Here is an 18873-nt window from a genome sequence, read left to right on the forward strand (position 1 = left end):
CCGACCTCAGGTGCCGTCGCCTCCGCCGGAGCCGCCGCCGACCCCGGCCCCTCCTGCCGTGCCGCCCAGGCCGTAGCCGGGTTTGATCGGGGCGTCGGGATGGCGGCTGACGTGGGCGGAATGGCCGATCTGGGCGGACCAGTCGGCGTGGGCGGCGGCCGCCGCGTGGCGGTTGATGGCGTGGCGCAGCCAGCCGTCCACGGTGGCGACCCAGTCCCGCTGCCCGGCGTCGGCGTGCCAGATCCGGAACCGGCTGATGCTCTGGTGGGTGATCCCGGCCAGGGCCAGCTTCCGGTCCATCCACGTGATCACCTCAAGGCCCGCCGAGTTCGTCACGAAGATCAGTTCCAGCTCGGTGATCGGCCCGGCGTAGAGCGGCCCCACCCAGTAGCCCCACCGCTGGTGCAGCGGTAGAGCGTGCTCCACCCCGGGCAGACCGCCCTCCATCAGCCCGGCCTGGCGGATCGAGAAGCCCAGCGTGTCCAGCGCCGCCAGCACGTGCTGCTGGGTGGGGACCGGGTGCACGAAGACCGGCACCATGGCGCCCTGGTCCAGGTCCGGGTCGACGGACACCTCGGTCCGCAGACCCATCCGCAGACTGAGCAGCGGCACCCCGCCGAAGGTGGTCACCGGGGTCTCCCACGGCAGCGGCAACGCGAAGTCGACCGCCCGGCGGCGGCCCGCCGGGACCACGAACCGCCCGGCGATCGGCAGCTGGAAGAACTGCATGAGGCGCCGCGGGGCCGCCGGGTCGTCCGGCTCGACCGTCGTGACCAGGCCGAGCCGGATGTGGCGTACGAGCACGTCGTCCGGACCGGCGGCGAGAGTCACCCGCCCGGGCAGGCGCAGGCCCGGACGGGTGCTCGGGTTTCCAAGCGTGGTCTGTACGGACAGCCCGGTCCAGCCGGACTCCCGAGACACCCCCGTCAACCGCATCGCGCCCCCCGCCAGGTCACCTCAACTGTCGCGGACCTGGCGGGGGACCACCCGGAACTTGCGGGAATTTCCTAGCGGAGTCGGCGGCCGCGCGGCACCGTGTCGGTCTCGTCGTCGAACTCGCCAATGACCTCCTCCAACAAATCCTCCAGGGCGACGAAGCCGATCGGGCGGGCCGGGCCACCGCCGTTGCGGACCAGCGCGAGCTGCGACTGTCGGGCGCGCATCGCGGCCACCGCCTCGGTGACCGAGGACGTCGCCGGCAGGGTGAACGCCGGTGTCATCAGCTCACCGGCCATGGCGGCCCGACCGGTGGTGACCGCCCGTACCGCCTCCCGGACGTGCACCAGACCGCAGACGTCGCCGCCCGCGTCCAGCACCGCCAGCCGTGACCGGCCGCTGTCCCGACTGACCTGCTCGATCCGCTCGGCCGGGTCGTCGCGCCGGACCGTGACCATGGTGGCGAACGGCTCCATCACCTGCGCCACCGACGTGCCCTGCAACTCGAGCATGCTGGTGAGCAGTTGGTGCTGCTCCGCGCCGAGCAGCCCGTGCTCGCGGGACTGTTCCAGCAGGATCCGCAGCTCGTCCGGGCCGTGCACCTGGGCCAACTGGTCCTGCTGGTGGACGCCGACCAGGCGCAGGATCGCGTTGGCCAGCGCGTTCAACGCGGACAGCACCGGCCGGGACACCCGGGCGAAGGCCCGGAACGGCAGCGCGAGCAGCGTCGCCGACCGTTCGGCGTCGGTGATCGCCCACGACTTCGGTGCCATCTCCCCCACCACCAGGTGCAGGAAGGTCACCAACCCGAGGGCGAAGACCAGGGCGATGATGTGACTGGCCGCGTCGGGCAGCCCCACCACGTGCAGCAGCGGGCTGACCAGGTGCTCGATCGCCGGCTCGGCCAGCGCGCCGAGCCCCAGGGTGCACAGGGTGATGCCGAGCTGTGCACCGGCGAGCATCAGCGACAGCTCGCGGACGCCGTCGAGCGCGGCCCGCGCCGCCCGGCCACCGGTGGCCGCCGCCTGCTCCAGCCGGTACCGCTTGCTGGCCACCAGGGCGAACTCGGCGGCCACGAAGAACCCGTTGAGCCCCAGCAGGACGCCGGAGCTGATCAACGCGATGCCGGGGCTCATGCGGACACCTCGCGCCGCTCGCCACGGTCGGTGAGTTGCAGCCGGACCGAATCGGCGACGTGCCGGTCCACGGCCAGCACCTCGACCAGCGCCCGGGGCTCCGCCTCGCCCTCGTCGGCCTCGACGCCCTCGGGCAGCAGGCTGATCTCCAACCGGTCGCCGACCTCCGGCACCCGGCCCAGCTCCCGCATGACCAGCCCGGAGAGCGTGTCGTACTCCGGGGCCTCGGGCAGCGCGATGCCGGTGCTGTCGGCGACCTCGTCGATCCGCCAGCGGGCCGGCACCACCCAGGAGCCGTCGTCCTGGCGGGCGGGCGCCCGCTCCGGCGGGTCGTCCTCGTCCCGGATCGGACCGACCAGCTCCTCGGCGATGTCCTCCAGCGTGATCACGCCGGCGAAACCGCCGTACTCGTCGACCACGCAGGCCATCTGCCGGTGCCCGGAGCGCAGGCGGTCCAGCACCGTGGGCAGGGGCAGGGTCTCCGGTACGAGCAGCGGCGGGCCCGCCACCGCGCTGACCGGGGTGGTGGCGCGTTCGGCGGGGGGTACGCCGAGCACGTCGGCGATGCCGACGATGCCGAGCAGGTCGTCGACGCCCTCCGCGCCACGAACCGGGAAGCGGGAGTGGCCGGTGTCCAGCAGCTCGACCACCCGACTCACCGGCTCGTGCGCACGGACGATGTGCACGTCGACCCGGGGCACCATGGCCTCGCCGGCGGTCAGCTCACGAAAGTCGAGCCCTCGGTCGAGCAGCGTGGACATCTCGGCGTCCAGGCTGCCCTCCTCGCGCGACTCGGCGATGATCTGTTCCAGGTCGGCGGGAGTGGCCCCGCTGGGCAGCTCCTCGATCGGCTCGATACCGACCCGGCGCAGCAGCCGGACCGACGCCCGGTCGAAGAGCCGGATCACCGGACCGGCGATGGCCAGGTAGAAGAGCGTGGACCGGCTCAGCGCCCGGGCCAGCGGTACGGCCCGGGCGATGGCGAGGTTCTTGGGCGCCAGCTCGCCGAGGACCATCTGCACGACGGTGGCGATGACCAGGGCCAGCGCCACCGACAGCGGCAGGCTCACGGACTCGCTGACGCCGGCGACGCCGAGCAGGTCGGCGAGGCCACCGCCGAGGTACGGCTCGGCGACGTAACCGACCAGCAGGGCGGTGACGGTGATGCCGAGTTGCGCGCCGGAGAGCACGAAGGAGAGCCGGCTGGTGACGGTGAGGGCCCGGGCGGCGGCCTGGTCGCCGTCGTCGGCGAGCTGGCGCAGCTTGCCCCGGTCCACGGCCACGTAGCCGAACTCCTGCGCCACGAAGTAACCGGTGGCGGCGGTGAGCACGATGATGAGAAGAAGACCGACGACGATCAACACGGGACGCTCAGGGCTCCCGGGGTCGTCGGGACGGGGATATGCCGGGCACGACCCGGCTGGCTACTGCTGCCCTCCTGGGCAGAGGAGTCGATCATGCCGTCATTTTATCGGCGTTGCCTGGGACTCCGCTGGGGGTGGGCCGAAGGAGCCGATCGTCCTGTTCAGCCCGGCCGGGACCGGCTGTCGCCGCGCCCACCGGTCGACTCGGTCCCGGCCAACTCGTCGGCGTCCAGCAGGCCCCGGTCGAGCCGGCCGGACCGGTAGGCGGCCCGGCCGATCATCTGCGCGGCGACCGGGGCGGTGGCCAACTGGAAGACCCCGACCAGCAGGATCATGCCGAGGTCGGCCCGCGACCGCAGCCGCAGCGCGATCCCGAGCAGCAGCAGGAGCACGCCGAGCACCTGGGGCTTGGTGGCCGCGTGCATCCGGGACAGGGCGTCCGGGAAGCGCAGCACGCCGATGCCGGCGCACAGCGCGAGCAGCGCGCCGGCGACCAGGCAGACGGCCCCGAGCCAGTCGGCGATCGTCGCGAGCACGCCCGGCATCAGGAGCGCTCCCGGACGGCGAAGCGGACCAGCGAGACCGAGCCCACGAAGCCGAGCAGGGACAGCACCACCAGCACGGGCAGCGTGGTGGCGTGCCGGTTGACCGCCGCCTCCGCACCGACCGCGCCGACCATGGTGGCGAGCAGCATGTCCGCCGCGATCACCCGGTCCAGCAGCGAGGGCCCCCGGTAGAGCCGGATCAGCACGAGCAGCGCGGTCACCGACAGCAGGACGGTGAGGACGACGGCCAGGAACGTGATCACTGGGCGATTCCCTTCTCGGCGGGACCGGGTTCCACGCGGCGCAGTTCGTCCGCGCTGCCCACCGCCCGGACGATGCGTCGTTCGACGTCGAGGGTGCGGTCCCGGGCGAGCGCCAGGTCCGCCGGGCCGTGGGTGTCCAGCACGTGCAGGTAGAGCACCCCCGGCTCGCGGTCCACCTTGAGGACCAGCGTGCCGGGCACCAGCGAGACCGCCTCAGCGGTGAGCGCCAGGTTCAGATCCGTACGCACCCGCAACGGGACGGCGATGATCGCGCCACGGGGCCGGTAGCGGGGCTGCACGGCGATCCGGGCGATGTGCAGGCTCGCGGTGACCAGTTCGACGACGAACCGACCGGCGAACGCCAGCAGCGCCCCCGGGCGCAGCCGCCCGCCGAAGGTGACCGCCGGCAGGGGGAAGAACAGCAGGACCGCGCCGCCCACCAGCAGGCCACCGATGATGTTCGCCAGGTTGATCTCACCCCAGAGCAGGTTCCAGACGAGCACCAGCCAGCCCAGCGCCAGCGTCTGGTCCCGCCAACGCCCGAGCCGACCTCCGGTGGCGGCGTCCGTCGGGTTTGCGCCGCGCCGGCCCGTCACGGCACGCCGCCGGGCAGGACAGCGCGCACGTACGGCGTACGCGAGAGCAGGTCGGTGGCCGCGTCGGCGGTGACGTCGAACAGGGGGCCGGCCAGCACGGTCAGCGACACCCCCAGGGCGACCAGGGCGACGGTCGCGCCGACGGTCAGGGCGGGCAGCCGGACGGTGGGTTCGTCGGTGGCGATCCGGGGCGCCCGCCAGAACGCGATGTTCCACACCCGGGAGGCCACGTACAGGGTGAGCAGGCTGGTGAGGGTCCCGGCCGCCACCAGCGTGGCGGGCAGCGCGCCGCCGGCCGCCACCCCGGCCTGGAGCAGCCCGAGCTTGCCGAGGAACCCGGAGAACGGGGGCACCCCGGCGAGGTTCATCGCCGGTACGAAGAAGAGGACGCCCAGCAGGGGCGCCACCCGGGCCAGCCCGCCGAGACGGCGCAGGTCGGTGCTGCCGGCGCGCTCCTCGACCAGCCCGGCGACCAGGAACAGGGTCGTCTGGATGGTGATGTGGTGCACCACGTAGAAGATCGCCCCGGCGAGCCCGGCCGCGGTGCTCAACGCCACCCCGAAGATCATGTAGCCGATGTGGCTCACCAGGGTGAACGAGAACAGTCGCTTCATGTCCGACTGCGCCACGGCCCCGAGGATGCCGACCACCATCGTCAAGCCGGCGACGACCATGAGCAGGTCATTGACCTGGCCACCCGGGAAGAGCAACGTCTCGGTACGGATGATCGCGTACACGCCCACCTTGGTGAGCAGCCCCGCGAACACGGCGGTCACCGGGGCCGGAGCGGTGGGATAGCTGTCCGGCAGCCAGGCCGACAACGGAAAGACCGCGGCCTTGATCGCGAACGCGAGCAGCAGCATCAGTTGCAGGGTCACGCGGACGTTGTCCGGCAGGTCGTCGAGACGCTGGGCGAGCTGTGCCATGTTGAGAGTGCCGGTGGCCGCGTACACCAGCCCCACCCCGGCCAGGAAGATCATCGAGGAGAGGACGCTGACCACCACGTACGTCGATCCGGTACGGATGCGCGTCTCGGTGCCGCCCAGCGTGATCAGCACGAAGCTGGCCGCCAGCAGGATCTCGAAGCCGACGAACAGGTTGAACAGGTCGCCCGCCAGGAACGCGTTCGTGACGCCAGCGGTGAGCACCAGGTAGGTCGGGTGGAAGATGACCACCGGCGCGCTCTCGCTGGTCTCGCTGCGACCCTGGCCGATCGAGTACACCAGCACGCACAGGGTCACGGCCGAGGACACCACCAGCATCAGCGCGGCCAACTGGTCGGCCACCAGCACGATGCCGACCGGTGGCGGCCACCCACCGACCGCGAGCACCACCGGCCCGTGCCGGTACGCCTGCACCAGCAGCACCAGCGCGACGGTGAACGTCACCGCCAGGCAGAGCACGCTGACCGTACGCTGCACCCGCGGCCGGTTCGCCAGCAGCAGGGTCAGCGCGGCGCCGAGCAGCGGCACCACCACCGGCAGGGGCAGGAGCCGGCTCACGACGCGTCGTCCTGCTGGCCACGTCGGAGTCGACGGCGGGCCGGCTCCGGGTCGACCTGCTCCGGATCGCCGTTCGGGCCCTCCCCGCCACGGTCGACCGCGCCCACCTCGTGGTGCTCCGTACGACGGATGATCTGGCGGTCCTCCAGGTCGTCAGGCACCTCGTCGTCGCCGGTGAGATACCAGCTCCGGTACGCCACGGCGAGCAGGAACGCGGTGAACCCGAACGTGATCACGATGGCGGTCAACACCATCGCCTGCGCCAGCGGATCACTCATCCGATCGACGGGGCCGGTGCCCACGACGGGAGCGCCACCCGATCGGCCACCCAACAGGATCAGCAGGTTGACGCCGTTGCCGAACAGGATCACGCCGAGCAGGATCCGGGTGAGACTGCGCTCGAGCAGCAGGACCACCCCGCACCCGACCAGCGCCGCGACGGCGAGCACCAGCACCAGCGTCGGCCCGGCGCCACCTGCCGTCATAGCTCTTCCTCTGTTCGCGACTGCGGGGCTCGCAAACCCGGCTCACTCCTCGCGCTCACGGCACCACCTGAGGTTCGCGACTGCGGGGCTCGCAAACCCGGCTCACTCCTCGCGCTCACGGCACCACCTGAGGTTCGCGACTGCGGGGCTCGCAAACCCGGCTCACTCCTCGCGCTCACGGCCGTCCGCCCTTGTCGATGGCCAGGCCGCCGCTCTCCGTACCGGTGGCCTCGATGTGCCGGTCCACCTCGGCCCCGAGGCTGCGCAGGATGTCCAGCAGCAACCCGATCACGATCAGGTACACGCCGATGTCGAAGAAGAGCGACGTGACCAGGTGGAGGTCGCCGACCAGCGGTAGGGACACGTCGAGCTTCGCGCTCTGCAGCACCGATCCACCGGCCAGCAGCGCCACCGCGCCCGTACCCACCGCCAGGGCCAGCCCCGCCCCGAGGATCAGGCCGGCGCCCACCGGGGCGGCGTCGGTCAGCTCGTATCTGCCGCCGGCCAGGTAGCGGACGACCAGCGCGAGCCCGGCCACCAGGCCGCCCGAGAATCCGCCGCCCGGCGCGTTGTGCCCGGAGAAGAGCAGGAACAGCGAGAACAGCACCACCGTGTGGAAGATCAGTCGGGTGACCACCTCGAGTACGAGCGAGCGCTGCTCCTCGTAGAGGGTCGGGCCACCCCGTAACCAGACGGGCCGGTGCGGCGGGGCGGCCCCTTCGGCGGACTCCGGCCGGCGCGGTCTCGGCCCGGTGCGGGACCGCTCGAAGATCAGGCTGGCCACCCCGGTCGCGGCCACCACCAGCACCGACACCTCGCCCATGGTGTCCCAGGCCCGGATGTCGACGAGGGTCACGTTGACCACGTTGCGGCCGTACCCCTCGCCCACGGCGAGGGCCGGGAAGACGGTGGAGATGTCCGTCGCGCGGCGGGCGCCGGCCGCGACGAGCGCGAGACCGCCGGCCACCACGCCCATCGCCACGCCGATCGCCCGACGCGTCCACCTGCTGCGGCGCAGCGGCCGGGCCGAGAACCGCTGCGGCAGGCGGCGCAGCACCAGCACGAACACCGCGATGGTCGCGGTCTCCACCAGAAACTGGGTGAGCGCCAGATCCGGTGCGCCGTGCAGGATGAACAGCATGGCGGTGCCGTAGCCGGTGACGCCGACCAGCAGCATCGCGGTCAACCGCCGACGAGCGCCGACTGCGAGCAGCGCGGCCACCGCGATGACCACCACGACCACCGGTTGCAGCGGGTTGTCCCAGAGCGGGAGTCGGGCCCGCCAGGGCGCGGCGGCGAGCATCGCCCCACCGGGCAGCAGCACAAGGGTGACGAGAATGAGGCCGAGGTACTGCGGTAGCGAGCCGCGCTGTGTCGCGCCGGTGACCCCGATGGCGAACCGGTCGAACCGGCCCACGACCCACTCGTACCCCTGATTGCCGCCCACCGGCGACCGGAGCCGGGCCAGCGCGGGAGCGAGGGGCCCGCGCAGCGCGAAGAGCAGGATGCCGCCGGCAAGCGCCAACACGGACAGACCGAGCGCCGCAGTGGGTCCGGGCCAGAGCGTCAGGTGCGCGTCGAGGGTCCCCAGCAGCTCGGCGTACGGACTCAGCAGACCGTCGAGCACGCCGGCGGCGGGACCGGCGAGCAGCCCGACGACGGCGAGCACCGCCGGTGGGAGCAGCATCGACACGGCGACCGGCGCGGGTGGTACCGGTTCGACGCCCGGCCGGTCGGCGAACGCGCCCCAGAGGAAGCGGGCGCTGTACGCGACGGTGAGCACCGTTCCGGCGACCAGCCCGGCGAGGACCACCGGATCGCTGGTGAATGCCGCGAACACCGCCTCCTTGGCGACAAACCCGACGAGCGGCGGTACGCCCGCCATCGACGCCGCCGCCAGCACCGCGACCCCGAACAACGGCCGGGACCAGCGGCGCAGCCCGGACAACTCGCGCAGGTCACGGGTCCCGGCGCCGTGGTCGATGACGCCGACGACCAGGAACAGCGCCGCCTTGAACAGGGCGTGCGCCAGCAGCATCGCCGTGCCGGCCAGCGCGGCGTCCGGTGTGCCCGAGCCGGTCACCGCGACCAGCAGGCCCAACTGGCTGACCGTCCCGTACGCGAGCAGCAGCTTGAGGTCGTTCTGTCGCAGCGCCGCCCAACCGGCGACGAGCATGGTCGCCACCCCGGCGATGAGGACCACCGGTCGCCACGGACCCACCGTGGCGAGCACCGGCGCGAGCAGCCCGACCAGGTAGACGCCGGCCTTGACCATGGCGGCCGCGTGCAGGTACGCGCTGACCGGGGTGGGCGCCGCCATCGCGACCGGTAGCCAGGAGCTGAACGGGAGCACCGCCGACTTGGACAGCGCCCCGGCCAGGATCAACAGCACGGCCGTGACGAGGTAGCCACCTCCGGGCAGCGGGTGGGCGGCGATCTCGGACCAGCGGTAACTCCCGGCGTGTTCGCCCAGCAGGATGAACCCGACCAGCATGGCGAGCCCGCCCAGCGTGGTGACGGTCAGCGCCTGCGCCGCCGCCCAGCGGCTGGCCCGGCGTTCGGTGCTGTGCCCGATCAGCAGGTACGAGAAGATCGTGGTCAACTCCCAGCCGACGTAGAGCAGCAGCAGATCGTCGGCGAACACCAGGACGAGCATCGCGCCGGCGAAGGCCACCAGGACGGCGGCGACCTGGGCCATCCCGGGGGAGCCGGCGTCGAAGTACCGGGCGCTATAGACCAGCACCAGCGCGCCGACGCCGCCGACCAGCAGGGTCATGAGCCAGGACAGCGTGGTGAGGCGCAGCGCGATGTCGAGGCCCAACTGCCCGATCCACGGGTACGTCTCGACGATCGCGCCGCCGTGCGCGACGGCCGGGGTACGGGCCAGCGCCCAGCCGAACGCGGCGGCCGGCGCGAGCGCCAGCGGATAGCACGCGCGCGGACCCCACCACCGGACGAGAAGCGGCGCGACGAGGGCCGCTACGACGTGGAGGATGAGCAGTACCAGCACTCGCGCTCCCGATCGAGGTGGCCGACACCCGTACAGCGGTGGTGTCTTCAGCGATCAGACGCCAGATTCCCGCCCAACGGGCGGTTTTGCCGGAATTGCTCCGCTATGCGGCACGGTGTGCGATCAGCGGCGTTTACCCGGAGCGGCGGTCAGCGCAGAAGAGCGTCACCGACGGTCAGCGCGTCGTCCATGTCCTGGCGACCTCGGCGCAGGTCGGCCAGCAGGTCGACACGGCCGAGCTGGCTGGCGACCTTGGCGACGACCCGCTCCGCGACGGCGAGGGACCGCATCGAGAGCAAGCGGCCCCGGCTCTCCCGGCGCAGCACGAAGTAGTGCACGGCGACGCGGACCTGACCTCGGTCGGCGGCGCTGGCCTGGGCGGTGGAGACGACCAACTCCCGCAGGCAGTCGGCCAGACGCTCGGCGAGCTCCAGTTCGGGCCCGTGCAGACCACCGCGGAGCGTGGCGAGGTGGCTGTCGACCTTGCGGATCAGCACATCGGTGCCGGGCTCGACGTGTCGCGGCTCGCCGGTCATCCGATCCCTCCCACCCGATTCGCGTTGCGGGTGAAGTTACTTTATGTTGCTCCTTAGAAGCAAGCAGTTAAGTGAGACTTAACGTATTAAAGGTGCATCACGCGCAATTTCCACGCAGCGTGGCACGATCCGCCGTGGATCGTTCGTTGTTGTCGTAGCGGCGGGGCACGATGGACCGGTGAGCGGGGCAGACGCGGGCAAGGGCGAGGTGTTGGACGGGTTCGGTCCCGCCACCCGCGCCTGGTTCGACGCCGCCTTCGCCGCGCCCACCGCCGCCCAGACCGGCGCCTGGCAGTCGGTCTCGGCCGGCCGTAACGCCCTGGTCGTGGCGCCCACCGGCTCCGGCAAGACGCTCGCGGCCTTCCTCTGGTCGCTGGACCGGCTGGCCCGCGAGCCCGCGCCGACCGAGGCACGCCAGCGGTGCCGGGTGCTCTACGTCAGCCCGCTCAAGGCCCTCGCCGTCGACGTCGAGCGCAACCTACGCGCGCCGCTGGCCGGCATCCGGCAGGCGGCCACCCGACTCGGCGTCCCGCCACCCGACATCACCGTCGGGATGCGCACCGGCGACACGCCGGCCGACGAGCGACGGGCCTTCGCCCGCACCCCACCCGACATCCTCATCACCACACCCGAGTCACTGTTCCTGCTGCTCACCTCGGCCGCCCGGGATTCGCTGCGCGGCGTCCAGACGGTGATCGTCGACGAGGTCCACGCGGTGGCCGGCAGCAAGCGCGGGGCCCACCTCGCCCTCTCCCTGGAACGCCTCGACGAGCTGCTGCCCACGCCGGCACAACGGATCGGCCTCTCCGCCACCGTCCGGCCGATCGACGCCTGCGCCCGCTTCCTCGGCGGCGCCCGGCCGGTCGACGTCGTGCAGCCGCCCACGGCGAAGACGATCGAGGTCAGCGTGCAGGTGCCGGTGGAGGACATGACCCGGCTCGACGAGCAGGAGCAGCCACCCGAGGACGCCCTGGGCGGGCCGGGGCCACGGCGTGCCTCGATCTGGCCGGCCGTCGAGGAGCGGGTCTTCTCGCTGATCGGGCAGCACCGCTCCACCATCGTCTTCACCAACTCCCGCCGCAGCGCCGAGCGCCTGTGCGCACGGCTCAACGAGCTGGCCGCCGAGGAGGTGGCCACCGCCGCGGTCGCCTCCGCGTCGGGCGGGGGCGCGATCGTCGTACCCCCGGGGTCGTCGTCGGGCGACGAGCCGGCGGCCGACGACGGCCCGGCGACCGGCGTGCAGCGGTGGGGTGGCCCCCCGGCCAACGGCGGCTCGGCGCCCGGTCCGAGCCTCAATCGCGTGCCGGCCAACGGCGGCTCGGCGCCCGGTCCGAGCCTCAATCGCGTGCCGGCCAACGGCGGCTCGGCGCCCGGTCCGAGCCTCAATCGCGTGCCGGCCGAGGTGATGGCCCAGTCCGGCGCGGCGGCCGGGGCCGCTCCGGTGATCGCCCGCGCGCACCACGGCAGCGTCTCGCGGGAGGAGCGCAAACACATCGAGGAGGCGCTCAAGTCCGGCCAGCTCCCGGCGGTGGTGGCGACCTCCAGCCTGGAGCTGGGCATCGACATGGGCGCGGTCGATCTCGTGGTGCAGATCGAGGCCCCGCCGAGCGTCGCCTCCGGCCTGCAACGCGTCGGGCGGGCCGGGCACCAGGTGGGCGCGGTGTCCCGGGGTGTGGTCTTCCCGAAGCACCGGGGCGACCTGCTGTCCTGCGCGGTGGTGGCCGAGCGGATGACCGACGGCGCGATCGAGGAGCTGCACTACCCGCGCAACCCGCTGGACGTGCTGGCGCAGCAGATCGTCGCCATGGTGGCCCTGGAGCCGTGGCAGGTGGGTGACCTGGCCGTGCTGGTCCGGCGGGCCGCGCCCTTCGCGGAGCTTCCCGATTCGGCCCTGCACGCCGTGCTGGACATGCTCTCCGGTCGCTACCCGTCCACGGCGTTCGCCGAGTTGCGTCCCCGACTGGTCTGGGATCGGGCCAGCGACCAGCTCACCGGCCGTCCCGGCGCGCAACGGTTGGCGGTGACCAGCGGCGGCACGATCCCGGACCGGGGTCTGTTCGGGGTCTTCCTGGCCGGTGCGGAGCGGGCCGCCCGGGTCGGCGAGCTGGACGAGGAGATGGTCTACGAGTCGCGCGTCGGCGACGTCTTCCTGCTCGGCTCGTCCTCGTGGCGCATCGAGGAGATCACCCCCGACCGCGTGCTGGTCTCCCCCGCGCCGGGTCAGGCCGCGCGGATGCCGTTCTGGAAGGGCGACCAGCTCGGCCGCCCGGTGGAGCTGGGCCGGGCCATCGGCGCGCGGATCCGCGCCCTGCTGCGCCAGAGCGACGAGGCGGCGCTGGCCACGCTGCGCGAGAGCGGCCTGGACGCCTGGGCCGCCACCAACCTGATGGCCTACCTGCGCGACCAGCGGGAGGCCACCCGTTCCCTGCCCGACGACCGGACCGTCGTCGTCGAGCGCTTCCGTGACGAGCTGGGCGACTGGCGGCTCGCCGTGCACAGCGTCCTCGGCGCGCGCGTCAACGGGCCCTGGGCCCTCGCCGTGGGCCGCCGGCTGGCCGAGCGGTACGGGGTGGACGCCCAGGTCATGCCCTCGGACGACGGGATCGTGGTACGCCTCCCGGACACCGCCGACGAGCCACCCGGCGCCGACGTGGTCGTCTTCGAACCCGACGAGATCGCCCAGCTCGTGCAGGAGTCGGTCGGCACCTCGGCGCTCTTCGCCGCACGCTTCCGGGAGTGCGCCGCCCGGTCGCTGCTGCTGCCCCGCCGCGACCCCCGCCGCCGCCAGCCGCTGTGGCAGCAGCGGCAACGCGCCGCGCAACTGCTCGACGTCGCCCGCGAGTACGCCGACTTCCCGGTCACCCTGGAGGCCGCCCGGGAGTGCCTACAGGACGTCTTCGACCAACCGGCGCTGGCCGACCTGATGCGCGACCTGGCGGCCCGCAAGGTCCGCCTGGTCGAGGTGGAGACCAGCGCGCCGTCGCCGTTCGCCCGGTCGCTGCTCTTCGGCTACGTGGGCGCGTTCCTCTACGAGGGCGACGCCCCGCTCGCCGAGCGCCGGGCCGCCGCCCTGGCCCTGGACTCCACGCTCCTCGGTGAGCTGCTCGGCCGGGTCGACCTGCGCGAGCTGCTGGATCCGGAGGTGCTCGCCGAGACCGACCGGCAACTGCGCTGGCTGACCGAGCAGCGCCGCCCGCGCGACGCGGAGGACGTGGTCGAGCTGCTGCGGGTGCTGGGCGACCTCAGCGACGTCGAGCTGACCGAGCGGGGCGTGCCGGAGGGCTGGCTCAGCGAGCTGGAGGCCACCCGCCGGGTGCTGCGGGTACGGATCGCCGGCGAACAGCGGTGGGTCGGCATCGAGGACGCCGCCCGGCTGCGCGACGCGCTCGGCGTGGCGCTGCCCGTCGGGGTGGCCGAGGCGTACCTCGCACCGGTGGCCGACCCGCTCGGTGACCTGGTGGCCCGGTACGCCCGCACCCACGGCCCGTTCGCCGCCGCGACCTGCGCGGCCCGCTTCGGGCTCGGCGTCTTCGTGGTCGAGCAGACGCTGCGCCGCCTGGCCGCCACCGGCCGCGTCGTCTCCGGCGAGTTCACGCCCGACACGGCCGGCGCGCAGTGGTGCGACGCCGAGGTGTTGCGGATGCTGCGCCGCCGTTCGCTCGCGGCGCTGCGCCGGGAGATCGAGCCGGTGCCACCGCGGGCCCTCGCCACGTTCCTGCCCCGCTGGCAGCAGGTCGGCTCGTCGGCCCGGGGCGTGGAGGCGCTCGCCGCCACGGTGGAGCAGTTGCAGGGCGCCGCCGTGCCCGCGTCCGCGCTGGAACGGCTGGTGCTGCCCGGCCGGGTCGCCGACTACTCCCCCGCCCAGCTCGACGAGCTGTGTGCCAGCGGGGAGGTGCTCTGGGCCGGTTCCGGGGCGATCTCCGGAGGCGACGGCTGGGTCACCCTGGCGTACGCGGACGCCGCGCCGCTGCTGCTTTCGCCGCCCGACGAGGCGTTGACGCGTACCCCGCTGCACGACGCGGTGCTCGACGCCCTCGGCGACGGGCAGGCCCTGTTCTTCCGCGCGCTGGCCGACCGGGTCGGCGCCACCGACGATGCCGCGCTGACCGGGGTCATCTGGGACCTGGTCTGGGCCGGTCACCTCACCAACGACACCCTCGCCCCGCTGCGGGCGGTGCTCGGCGCGGGTGGAGCGCACCGGTCGCGCCCGTCCGCGCCGCGCACCCGCTACCGGCGGCCCGGCCGGGTGGCGCTGCCCACCCGCAGCGGTCCACCGACCGTCGCCGGCCGCTGGTCGCGGCTTCCGGACCGGGATCTCGACCCGACCAGGCGGGCCGCCGCCCTCGCCGACGTCCTGCTGGAACGGCACGGGGTCGTCACCCGGGGCGCGGTCATGGCCGAACAGGTCGTCGGTGGGTTCTCGGCGGTCTATCCGGTGCTGTCGGCGCTGGAGGAGCGTGGCGCGGCCCGCCGGGGCTACTTTGTCGAAGGCCTCGGCGCGGCACAGTTCGCGGTGCCCGGCGCGGTGGACCGGCTCCGCGCCCTGGCCGAGCCGGCCGACGGCGCGCGGGGCCGGGGCGGGCCGGCCAACGTCCTGGCGGCCACCGATCCCGCCAACCCGTACGGTGCGGCACTCCCCTGGCCGGACCGCGTCGTCGACTCCGGCGACGGGGCCACCGCCGCGACCGGGCACCGGGCGGGCCGTAAGGCCGGTGCCCTGGTGGTGCAGGTCGGCGGCGACCTCGTGCTGTACGTGGAACGCGGTGGCCGGACCCTGCTCTCCTTCACCGACGACACCGAGACGCTCGCGGCGGCCGGTAAGGCGCTGGCCGACGCCGTCCACTCCGGAGCGTTGGGCGCGATGTCGGTCGAACGGGCCGACGGCGAGGCGGTGCACTCGTCGCCACTGCGTGACGCGCTGACCGCCGCCGGCTTCCGGGCCACCCCGCGTGGCCTGCGCCTACGCGGCTGACCCGACCCGCGCGGCCTACGCCTGCCCCTCGCGCAACCCGTGGACGCGTCCGCCTGCCGTGCCAGGCACCAGCGACCACCGCTATGGCTGTGACCCGCCGCAGCCACCCGATGGACAGCGACGCAGCGCGGCGGCGGGGCAGCGAGACAGCCTCAGCGGAGGCCGTTGAGAACCTTCTCGTAGCGGACGCGGTCGGCCGCCGGGGTCTTCGCGTCGAGGTAGTTGAGCACCACGGCCCCACGCCGGTACGACTGGCCGCCCCACGTCTCGGCGATGTCGCCGGCGCTGGTCTCGTCGGGGAACACGAAGACGGTGACGCCGTCCGTGGTGACGATCTCGGAGCAGCCCAGCCCGAGACCGTCCGGACCACAGTCGACCGAGCGGTCCTTCGGGTGCGTGACCCGCAGACCGGCGGCCTGGAACGCGTCGATGACCTGCCGGGCGCTGGGAGCGCCCGCCGGACGCTGGGGCAGTACCACCGGCGGCGGACTGGCCGGCCGGCGTTCGACCGGTCCCTGCGGTGGCGCCGACGGCACGGTGGACCGTGGTGGCGGCGGTGCGGCGCCGTCGGTGCGGGACGGGCCCGCCGAGGTGCTCGGCACGGTCGGCAGGTCCGTGGCCTGGACAGCCGAGGACGTAACCCCGGGGGCGGCACTCGACGGCGCGGGGTCGTCACCACGTCCGCAGCCGGCGACGACGGCAGCGGCGACCAGCAGGACCCCGACGGCGGGCAGGCTCCGAAGTGTCACAGGCGAAGTCTGCCCAACCACGCTGGGCGGCGCGAGGGGCCGGTCGGCCAGCACGCTGTCCGCTATCTGCCACCCGGGTCAGCCAGGTTGCCAGGTCGCCCGCACCGATACGGCCCGATCCGACCACCACTCGCAGGCACCCTCCGCCGAAAGATCCGCACAACATCAGGGTTGTTGCTGCCTCCCGCACGCCGCAGGCAGCAACAACAGGGAAGTTGCGCGGATCTTGGCGCGGGACGCGGGACGCGCCGGGGGCGGGAGCGCGGGACGCGCCGCAGGGCGTGGGCGTTAGCCTGCGGGGGTGTCCGGCACACCGTGGATCTCGTTGACCACCGACTACGGCCTCGACGACGGCTTCGTGGCCGCCTGCCACGGGGTGATCGCGCGGATCGCTCCCGCCGCCCGGGTCATCGACGTGACGCACCTGGTGCCGCCGGCGGACGTCCGGCGCGGCGCCGCCGTGCTGGCGCAGACCGTGCCGTACCTGCCGGTGGGCGTGCACGTGGCGGTGGTCGATCCGGGGGTGGGCACCGCCCGACGGGGCATCGCGCTGGCCACCCCGGGAGGGCTGCTGGTCGGCCCGGACAACGGGTTGCTGCTCGACGCGGCCGCCGCGCTCGGCGGGGTCAGCGCCGCCGTGGAGCTGACCGAGCCAGGGTGGCTGGCGGCCCGGGTGTCCGGCACGTTCCACGGCCGGGACGTCTTCGCCCCGGTGGCGGCACGCCTGGCGCTCGGGGCGTCACTGGCCGAGGCCGGTCCGGCCGTCGACCCGGGCGAACTGGTCCGGCTGCCAACACCGGTCGTGACCCGTGACGCCGACGGCTTCACCGCCGAGGTGCTGACCGTCGACCACTTCGGCAACGTGCAGTTGGCCGCGCCCGGCGAGGTGCTCGGCGCGCTCGCGGCCACCGTCCGGGTCGGCCCGCCCGGGCCGACGCCGTCCCACGCGGCCGTACGCGGACGGACGTTCGGCGACGCGCCGCACCGGGCCCTGGTGGTGTACGTGGACTCGGCCGACCTGGTGGCGGTTGCGGTCAACGGCGGTCGGGCCGTGGACGTCCTCGGCGTACGCCCGGGTGACCTCCTGCGGGTGGCCGGGTGACATTCGACTATGGAATGCTGCCCCGGTGGGTGAACCGGTGGGTGAACACGTAGTTCCCGTGGGCTGTCCCTGTTGTGCCTCCCGGACCGGCGGCGGGACCTGCCCGGTCTGCTTCTGGACGGACGACGGGCAGAGCGACGCCGACGCGGACGCGGTGCGAGGCGGCGCCAACGGTGACCTGAGCCTGTCGCACGCCCGGCTCAACTACGCCGTCTACGGTGCCAGCCATCCGCGTTACCAGGACATGGTGCGTCCCGCCCGCGCCGACGAGCGCCCCTGACGCGGCGCCCGCCGAAGCGAGGTCGTCTCAGCAGACCGGTACGGTGCCGCCGTAAACGGTGGAGACGTACGCGTGGCTGACGTACTGCCCGGTGGCCAGGCGGTTCCACCTGGTGGTGGTGCGGTACGGGCCGGCGACCGACTGGCCGGTGACGTAGCACTGGACCGGCACGTTGGCGAGCCGCGCGGCGAGGCCTCGGATCGCGTACGACGTGCCGGGCCCGCTGCGGATGTTGAGCGGGCCGTCACCCACCACGGCGCGCGGCCCGCCGCCGGTCCACAGGTACGCGACGTCCACCCAGGCGTTGGTGGTGAGTTGCAGACCGTCCCAGAAGGTGCCATCGGCCAGGTCGATGCCGGCCGGGTTGAGCACGGTACGCCCGAACTGGTCCCGCCCACCGTTGTAGCCGGACTGGTAGGCGGCCTGCGCCTCGGGCCGGCCCTGCGGCAGGTTCTTCCAGTTCTCGCGTACGGCGGACGGGTTCCAGTAGTCGTCGCGGGTGTTCCAGGGTCCGACGTCCCAGACTGGGGCGTACTCGCAGCGCGCGCCCGTCGTGGTGCAGACCCGCACGGTGTAGTCGCCGGTGTTGAGCGGTGAGAGGCCCCGGCGCGACGGTAGGGCCACGAAGTGGTCGCGCGGCTGTACGGTGCGGCCGTTGGCGGTCAGTTCGCCGACCAGCCCGATCCGGGTGGCGTACACCCGGTAGGTGAGGCCGGGTGTGGCGGCGGAGACGGCGGCGGTCGCGTCGGCGGTGAGCTGGACGCCGCGTACCGTCGCGGTGGCCCCGCCGGCCCGCGCGGTCAACACCACCCGGGTCTGTACGCGGCTGACCGGGCGGTCGAAGGTCACGCCGGCGGTCGCGGCCCGCCACTCGGTCCAGCCATTGAGCCGCCATCCGCGCACCTGCGCCTCCGCGCTCGCGCCGGCGGGGACGTCCGCGTCGATCTCGGCGCGGACCCGGGTGGCCGGGCGGGCGAGGGTGCGTGGGGCGCTGAGGAGCATGCCCTCGGCGAGCGCCGAATGCGGGCTGCGGGGGCTGCGTCCGCCCGCGCGGGCCTCGCGCAGCCGCAATCCGGCGGCGGTACGGCGGACGTTGACATCGTCGCGGTCGACGACCGACAGGTCGGCGCTCCACCGCTCCCCGGTCGGCGCGGCGGCGGTCAGGGTGAGCGAGCCGGCGGTCGCCGGGGCGGCGGTCCGGGCGGCTTCGCTGACGGGCACCAGGGCTGCGATGAGCGCGAGAGCGAGGATGGCGGCGAGGGTGGAGGATCGGATACGACAATGGGGTCGTCTCATGAGCATTCTCCTCAGAACTCCCTGACCATCGCATGTCCGGAGATCATGAGGAACCTGGCTACAAATAGCGACACATGCGAATCTTGCTCGAAAGAGGGAGG

The 18873-nt window shown here is 73.4% G+C and carries 15 protein-coding genes; 3 read left to right on the forward strand and 12 right to left on the reverse strand.

Going from position 1 to position 18873, the window contains the following annotated elements; all coding sequences use genetic code 11:
- Positions 1–6 precede the first annotated feature (6 nt).
- From ACLQ25_RS10940 to ACLQ25_RS10985, 10 genes are all read right to left on the reverse strand, one after another.
- Entirely contained in the window at positions 7–936 is a 930-nt protein-coding gene (locus ACLQ25_RS10940) for a sporulation protein (RefSeq protein WP_425730765.1), read from the reverse strand.
- 71 nt (positions 937–1007) lie between these two features.
- Positions 1008–2072: a hemolysin family protein gene (locus ACLQ25_RS10945; protein WP_425730766.1), complete on the reverse strand. Its 1065-nt coding sequence runs from the start codon at positions 2070–2072 to the stop codon at positions 1008–1010.
- A complete protein-coding gene (locus ACLQ25_RS10950) occupies positions 2069–3436 on the reverse strand; it encodes a hemolysin family protein (protein WP_425730767.1) in 1368 nt (455 codons plus the stop codon). The genes ACLQ25_RS10945 and ACLQ25_RS10950 overlap by 4 nt, the downstream gene beginning before the upstream one ends.
- Before the next feature lie 161 nt (positions 3437–3597).
- A complete protein-coding gene (mnhG, locus tag ACLQ25_RS10955) occupies positions 3598–3981 on the reverse strand; it encodes a monovalent cation/H(+) antiporter subunit G (protein WP_425730768.1) in 384 nt (127 codons plus the stop codon).
- Positions 3981–4244 carry a monovalent cation/H+ antiporter complex subunit F gene (locus tag ACLQ25_RS10960; RefSeq protein ID WP_357122555.1) on the reverse strand — a complete coding sequence of 88 codons (264 nt, stop codon included), beginning with the start codon at positions 4242–4244 and terminating at the stop codon, positions 3981–3983. Before ACLQ25_RS10960 ends, mnhG begins: the two co-directional genes overlap by 1 nt.
- Complete coding sequence (locus tag ACLQ25_RS10965) at positions 4241–4840, reverse strand: Na+/H+ antiporter subunit E (RefSeq protein ID WP_425730769.1); 600 nt, start codon at positions 4838–4840, stop codon at positions 4241–4243. Before ACLQ25_RS10965 ends, ACLQ25_RS10960 begins: the two co-directional genes overlap by 4 nt.
- Positions 4837–6342 (reverse strand): Na+/H+ antiporter subunit D, encoded by a 1506-nt coding sequence (locus ACLQ25_RS10970; RefSeq protein WP_425730770.1) that lies wholly within the window; start codon positions 6340–6342, stop codon positions 4837–4839. The genes ACLQ25_RS10965 and ACLQ25_RS10970 overlap by 4 nt, the downstream gene beginning before the upstream one ends.
- The gene (locus tag ACLQ25_RS10975) at positions 6339–6827 is read right to left on the reverse strand and encodes a Na(+)/H(+) antiporter subunit C (RefSeq protein ID WP_425730771.1); all 489 of its coding nucleotides are present in this window, start codon (positions 6825–6827) and stop codon (positions 6339–6341) included. Before ACLQ25_RS10975 ends, ACLQ25_RS10970 begins: the two co-directional genes overlap by 4 nt.
- Positions 6828–7002: 175 nt before the next feature.
- Positions 7003–9837: a Na+/H+ antiporter subunit A gene (locus tag ACLQ25_RS10980; RefSeq protein WP_425730772.1), complete on the reverse strand. Its 2835-nt coding sequence runs from the start codon at positions 9835–9837 to the stop codon at positions 7003–7005.
- 149 nt (positions 9838–9986) lie between these two features.
- A complete protein-coding gene (locus ACLQ25_RS10985; RefSeq protein ID WP_425730773.1) occupies positions 9987–10373 on the reverse strand; it encodes a hypothetical protein in 387 nt (128 codons plus the stop codon).
- A 178-nt stretch (positions 10374–10551) separates the two neighbouring features.
- Here ACLQ25_RS10985 and ACLQ25_RS10990 point away from each other — a divergent pair, with 178 nt between their 5' ends.
- Positions 10552–15345 carry an Lhr family helicase gene (locus tag ACLQ25_RS10990; protein ID WP_425730774.1) on the forward strand — a complete coding sequence of 1598 codons (4794 nt, stop codon included), beginning with the start codon at positions 10552–10554 and terminating at the stop codon, positions 15343–15345.
- A 152-nt stretch (positions 15346–15497) separates the two neighbouring features.
- Here ACLQ25_RS10990 and ACLQ25_RS10995 read toward each other — a convergent pair whose 3' ends face one another.
- Positions 15498–16094, reverse strand: a complete 597-nt coding sequence (locus ACLQ25_RS10995; RefSeq protein WP_425730775.1) for a hypothetical protein — start codon at positions 16092–16094, stop codon at positions 15498–15500.
- A gap of 301 nt (positions 16095–16395) precedes the next feature.
- On the opposite strand from ACLQ25_RS10995, the gene ACLQ25_RS11000 reads away from it, so the two are divergent.
- Both ACLQ25_RS11000 and ACLQ25_RS11005 read left to right on the forward strand, forming a co-directional pair.
- A complete protein-coding gene (locus ACLQ25_RS11000) occupies positions 16396–17196 on the forward strand; it encodes an SAM hydrolase/SAM-dependent halogenase family protein (protein ID WP_425730776.1) in 801 nt (266 codons plus the stop codon).
- A gap of 37 nt (positions 17197–17233) precedes the next feature.
- Positions 17234–17476 carry a CPCC family cysteine-rich protein gene (locus ACLQ25_RS11005; RefSeq protein WP_425730777.1) on the forward strand — a complete coding sequence of 81 codons (243 nt, stop codon included), beginning with the start codon at positions 17234–17236 and terminating at the stop codon, positions 17474–17476.
- A 27-nt stretch (positions 17477–17503) separates the two neighbouring features.
- Here ACLQ25_RS11005 and ACLQ25_RS11010 read toward each other — a convergent pair whose 3' ends face one another.
- Positions 17504–18772: a hypothetical protein gene (locus ACLQ25_RS11010; RefSeq protein ID WP_425730778.1), complete on the reverse strand. Its 1269-nt coding sequence runs from the start codon at positions 18770–18772 to the stop codon at positions 17504–17506.
- Positions 18773–18873 lie beyond the last annotated feature (101 nt).

It is taken from the genome of Micromonospora sp. DT44, assembly GCF_049841635.1.
In the GTDB taxonomy this organism is placed as follows: domain Bacteria; phylum Actinomycetota; class Actinomycetes; order Mycobacteriales; family Micromonosporaceae; genus Micromonospora.